This window comes from Rhodococcus sp. FH8, assembly GCF_019266085.1.
Classification (GTDB): domain Bacteria; phylum Actinomycetota; class Actinomycetes; order Mycobacteriales; family Mycobacteriaceae; genus Rhodococcus_F; species Rhodococcus_F qingshengii.
In genome coordinates, this window is the sequence record NZ_LPNQ01000035.1 from 1 (window position 1) to 5,449 (window position 5,449).

General features: G+C 62.7%; 4 protein-coding genes. 3 read left to right on the top strand and 1 reads right to left on the bottom strand.

Annotated elements, in window-relative coordinates:
• Window positions 1-2,416: excinuclease ABC subunit UvrA (locus ATN38_RS00325; protein ID WP_256931490.1), on the bottom strand; the 2,416-nt coding region annotated here is incomplete at its 3' end.
• Between the two features lie 202 nt (window positions 2,417-2,618).
• Here ATN38_RS00325 and ATN38_RS00330 point away from each other — a divergent pair.
• The 3 genes from ATN38_RS00330 (at window position 2,619) to ATN38_RS33265 (ending at window position 5,400) form a co-directional block, all read left to right on the top strand.
• Window positions 2,619-3,812: an alcohol dehydrogenase catalytic domain-containing protein gene (locus tag ATN38_RS00330; protein WP_003943355.1), complete on the top strand. Its 1,194-nt coding sequence runs from the start codon at window positions 2,619-2,621 to the stop codon at window positions 3,810-3,812.
• A 210-nt stretch (window positions 3,813-4,022) separates the two neighbouring features.
• Window positions 4,023-4,997 carry a helix-turn-helix domain-containing protein gene (locus tag ATN38_RS00335; protein ID WP_003943380.1) on the top strand — a complete coding sequence of 325 codons (975 nt, stop codon included), beginning with the start codon at window positions 4,023-4,025 and terminating at the stop codon, window positions 4,995-4,997.
• Between the two features lie 94 nt (window positions 4,998-5,091).
• Window positions 5,092-5,400, top strand: a complete 309-nt coding sequence (locus ATN38_RS33265) for an SRPBCC family protein (protein WP_350835252.1) — start codon at window positions 5,092-5,094, stop codon at window positions 5,398-5,400.
• Window positions 5,401-5,449 lie beyond the last annotated feature (49 nt).

Consider the following 5,449-nt stretch of genomic DNA (forward strand, 5'->3'; position numbering starts at 1 on the left):
GCCCAGCAGTGGGCTCGTCGAGGATGTAGAGCGTGTCGCCGCGTTGAGCACGCTGGAGTTCGGATGCCAGCTTGACACGCTGAGCTTCGCCGCCGGACAGCTCGGTGGCGGGTTGTCCGAGTCGCAGGTAACCCAACCCGACCTCGCGTAGGACGGTGAGCGAGCGAAGAACGTCGTTCTCACTGGTGAAGAAGGCGTGGGCTTCGTCGATGCTCATCGCGAGAACGTCGGCGATGTTGCGGTCCCGCCAGGTGATTTCGAGTGTGCTCTGCGTGTAACGAGTGCCGTTGCAGTCCGGGCACGGACTGTAGACGCTGGGCAGGAAAAGCAGCTCGACCATCACGAAGCCTTCACCTTCGCAGGTCGGACAGCGGCCACCGGCGACATTGAAGGAGAACCGCCCCGGTTTGTAGTTCCGTTTCTTGGCCGCAGGTGTTGCGGCGAACAGCTTGCGGATGTGGTCGAACATGCCGGTGTAGGTTGCAACATTGGATCGGGGTGTGCGCCCGATAGGGCGCTGATCGATGGCGACCACCCGACGGAGCCCTCCCAAGGTGCCCTCGATGCGGCCGCGGACCGCGCCCTGATCTCCGGTGAGCAGCAGATCGGTGTCGTCGCGCGGTTCGACGTTGGCATCGGGCGCGGCGGGCCGGCCCAGTTCAGCGTTGATCAACGCTGGTAGAGCCTGGCTGACGAGGCTCGATTTCCCCGAACCGGAGACTCCGGTGACCGCGGTCAAGACCCCGAGAGGGAAAGACACGGTGAGGTCGCGGAGACTGTTGCGCTCGACGCCTTCGACGCGAAGCCACCCGCGGGGGGTACGCCGCTGGCGGCGCACCTGCTCCGACGTGTCGAAGAGATAGCGTGCGGTGACCGAGTCCGGTACGTCGGCCAGCCCGGCGGGTGTTCCACTGTAGAGCACGCGTCCACCGTTCTCGCCGGCACCGGGACCGATATCGACCAGCCAGTCCGCTTCTCGGATGACGGGTAGGGAGTGCTCGACGACGAGGACGCTGTTTCCTCGCTCACGAAGTCCGTGCAGAATTCTCAGCAGCGCCGTCAAGTCGCCGGGGTGCAGTCCCGCCGAAGGTTCGTCGAGGATGTAGGCGACGCCGAACAGCTTCGAGGACAGCTGCGTCGCCAGGCGCAGTCGTTGCAGCTCTCCGCCGGAGAGTGTGGGCGTCGTCCGGTCCAGTGACAGATATCCCAGCCCGAGGTCGATGATGGGTTGGATTCTTTCGAGGAGGTCGTCGAGCAGGCGCCGCGCCGCCACCTGTTTTTCCGCTGACACGTTCGGGGTGCGTCGCACGTCGGGAGCGGCGGTGTGCGCCGATCCTCCCGATGCGACACGTCGTCGCGTGGCCTCGGCTCGTCGGGTTTCGTCGAGAGCTTCTCCTGCCGCCTCGGGTAGCCAGTCGCTGGACACAACAGTGCGCGCGATCTCTGCCAGTCGTGCCAGGGGCAAGGACGCGAACTCGGCGATATCCAGGCCCTCGAAGGTGACCGAGAGCGCCTCCGCCTTGACCCGCTTGCCCTGGCACATCGGGCATACCTCGCTGGTGACGAACTCAGAGACCCGCTTCTTGACGATCGAGCTCTTGGTGTTCGCGAAGGTATCGAGCACGAACCGCCGGGCGCCGACGAAATTGCCCTCGTAACTGGGTTCGGTTCCGGCTTTGATCGCTCGCCGAGTCTGTGCCGGGGTAAATCCCGAGTACACAGGAACGGTGGGGCGGTCCTCGGTGAACAGGATCCAGTCGCGATGTTTCTTCGGCAGCTTCTTCCACGGAGAGTCGACGTCGTATCCCAGTGACACCAGGATGTCGCGAAGGTTGCCACCCGGCCAGCCCGGCGGCCACGAAGCGATCGCGCGCTCCCGGATGCTGAGTGTGGGATCGGGGACCATCTTGTCGACATCGACCTCGTAGACGCGCCCGATGCCATGGCAGGTCGGACATGCGCCCTGCACGGTGTTCGGCGAGAAGTCCTCCGCGTAGAGCATCGGTTGGTCATCTGGGTAAGACCCGGCACGGGAATAGAGCATCCGCACGAGACTGCCCAATGTCGTCACGCTGGCGACATTCGATCGAGCATTACCGATGCCTCGGTGCTGCTGCAGTGCAACCGCCGGTGGCAGTCCCTCGACGACGTCGACATCGGGTACACCGACCTGGTCGATCAGCCGACGGGCATACGGTGCCACCGACTCCAGATAGCGCCGCTGCGATTCCGCGAACAGTGTCCCGAACGCCAGCGAGGATTTCCCCGAGCCGGACACACCGGTGAACACCACCAGACGGTCTCGAGGAACATCGAGATCGACGTCGGCAAGATTGTTCTGCCGAGCTCCCCGCACCACGACACCCTGCCTCCAGCGATCATCGGCCTCGGCGAGATGTTCGGAACGGTTTGTCATGCCGGTGACCATAACGAAGGAAGGGAGCCTTGCGGCAGACCCCACAGCACTCCTGGCACACATCGTCACTCAGTTGACACGCAAGGTCACTGACACGTATCGCCACGTGCGCATACGTTCGAAAGGTCCCCCGGTGGCCACGCCACCACAACCGGGTCCCGAATCGCAGCGTGCAGGGATCCCCCAGGTTAGGAGCGACAGCATGGCAGACAGCAACCGCGCAGTGGTGTTCGAGAGCCCCGGCACCATGAAGGTCGAGAAACTCGACTTCCCCAAGCTGGAGATGCCGAACGGACGAAAAGCGCCCCACGGCGTCATCCTGAAAATCGTCGCTACCAACATTTGCGGCAGCGACCTGCACATTTACCGAGGGTCCTTCCCCGTCCCCCAGGGTATGGTCATGGGCCACGAGATGACCGGAGAGATCATCGAGGTCGGCTCCGACGTGGAGTTCCTCAAAGAAGGCGATCTCGTCTCGGTCCCCTTCAACGTCGCCTGTGGACGATGCCGCAACTGTAAAGCTCGCCGCACAGATGTCTGTGAAACCGTCAATCCTGCAGTCTCCTGCGGCGCATACGGTTTCAATCTCGGCGACTGGGTGGGCGGACAAGCCGAATACCTGTTCGTCCCGTACGCGGACTTCCAACTCCTCCGTTTCCCGGACAAGGACCAGGCCATGGACAAGATCCTCGATCTTGCCCTGCTCTCGGACATCCTTCCCACCGCCTTTCACGGACTCATCGAGGCAGGGGCCAAACCAGGTTCAACGGTGTACATCGCCGGCGCCGGGCCGGTCGGACGCTGCGGCGCAGCAGCAGCACGCCTTCTCGGCGCATCCTGCATCATCGTCGGCGACTACTATCAGGACCGACTCGACCTGGTCAAGAACAACGGCTGCGAGACCATCGACCTGAGCCAGGACATCCCCTTGCCCGACCAGATCGAGGCCATCCTCGGTGAGCGCGAAGTCGATTGTGGCGTCGACTATGTCGGCTCCGAAGCACACGGCATCGGCTCGGAGTCCAATCAGCCTCAGCCGGCAGGTGCCATCAACGACGTCCTCGAAGCCACCCGTGCCGGCGGCGCCACCGGCGTCATCGGCGTCTACGGCCCCGACCCTCTGGCACCGACAAAGGCCGAACAGGAAGGCATCTTCCCGCTCGAATTCGGCAAGGCCTGGATCAAGTCACCGCGCCTGTCCGCGGGGCAGGCACCGATCATGCATTACAACCGCGAGTTGATGATGTCGATCCTGTGGGACCGCATGCCGTATCTGAGCGCAATGCTCAACACCAAGGTCATCGGCCTCGACGAAGCACCCGCCGCCTACGAGACCTTCGATCAGGGGTCATCGAGCAAGTTCATCATCGACCCACACGGAATGATTCCAGCCTGAGCACGATCCAGCACGGAAAGCTCATGGTCTCAGCACAATACAGCACGGAATGCTCACGGCCTGAGCGTTTTGCAGCACGCGTAGATTTCCGGCCCTGTGATCGCCCCCCGACTGGCGGACACAGGGCCGGCTCGCTCTCTCCCCGACCCGCAGGACTTTCCCGCGCGGCTCAGTAAACTCAGTGGTATCCGAAAGGCAGGTGATCCGGCCATGGCTGATGCAGACGAGCCCTCATTGCCACACTTCGAAACGTTGTCGACCTCGCGGGCGCCGGACGACGGTGTCATCGACTACTGGCGAGAGGCCCGGCGCCATGCCTACGTCGACGTCAGCACCGACCCCGCCGACCCCGACTTCTACGGCGATGTCCGTCTCGGCCGATACACGAACTTCACTCTGTCCACGAAACGAGCCACCGCCGAGCAGACACACCGCAATCGCAGCCGAATCGCCCAAGGGCGGGAACAGGACGAGTATCTGTTCGCCACATTCCAGACGCGCGGAAGTTGCGTCATCGAACAGGCCGGACACACTGCAGTAGTCCCGCCAGGATCCATGGTCATCTACGACAGTTCCCTGCCCTTCGCTTTCCGAGCCGATGCACCCTACGAACAGGTCATCGTCAAGGTGCCCGCCGATCGAGCCTTCGCGCTCGCCGGCATCGACCGGACCACGGACATCCTGGCCACGACCATGAGCTGTGCAGGAGCGATGTCCGCCGTCGCAGCCTTTTTCACCCAACTGGCCCAACACCAAGACAGCGATCCCCACGGCGCCGCACAGCTCGAGACTCACGCCTCTTCACTGGCCACATCACTACTGAGTCTCGTCACACCGGTTCGCTCTGCCGCCGAAATACCCGCCTTCCTACGACGAGATCAGGTTCTGGCCTACATCCATGCCCACCTTGCAGACCCCGACCTCGACGCCGAACGCATCGCCACCGCGATGCGACTCTCCCGCCGCAGCCTCTACCGCCTGTTCCAGGGAACCGACCACACAGTCATGGGATATCTCCGCGCAGCGCGCATCCAGTCCGCCCAGCACCTACTACGAAAATACCCTTCCCGGCCCGTCTCCCTCATCGCTCGACAAACAGGATTCTCCGACCCCCGCACCTTCTACCGAGCGTTCCGCGACACCACCGGCATGACACCCAACGAACACCGAGAACGCCTCGATTGACAACGCACTGCACATATCCGCTCTACAGCTCAACGAGGCCGCCGGACGGGTCAACAACGACCGGCTCGGGCGAATCATGGCCCGCATACGACAGGTGGCCAGAAACCTGACCCCAATTGCGAGTCTGAAAACGAAACGCTTCGAACCTCATCATCTGAACACGGGCCGTCCCGACCTGCACTTCATGTCCGGAGTACGGGAAATTCGACAAACCGACGATGTGCACACACAGTGGATCCTCGAAATAGCCGGACAAACACGAGAATTCGACGCCACCATCACCGAACAGCACCCGGACGAACGCATCGCGTGGAAATCGGACGCAGGGTCTATCTCTTTAACGGTGTTTCGGCGGATTTCCATCAGTAAGTTTCAGATCCTGGCCAACGATCGGCGAACGTGATCGCAAACGCGTTCAGAGCGGGCTTCCACCTCGTTATCCATCGTGCCTG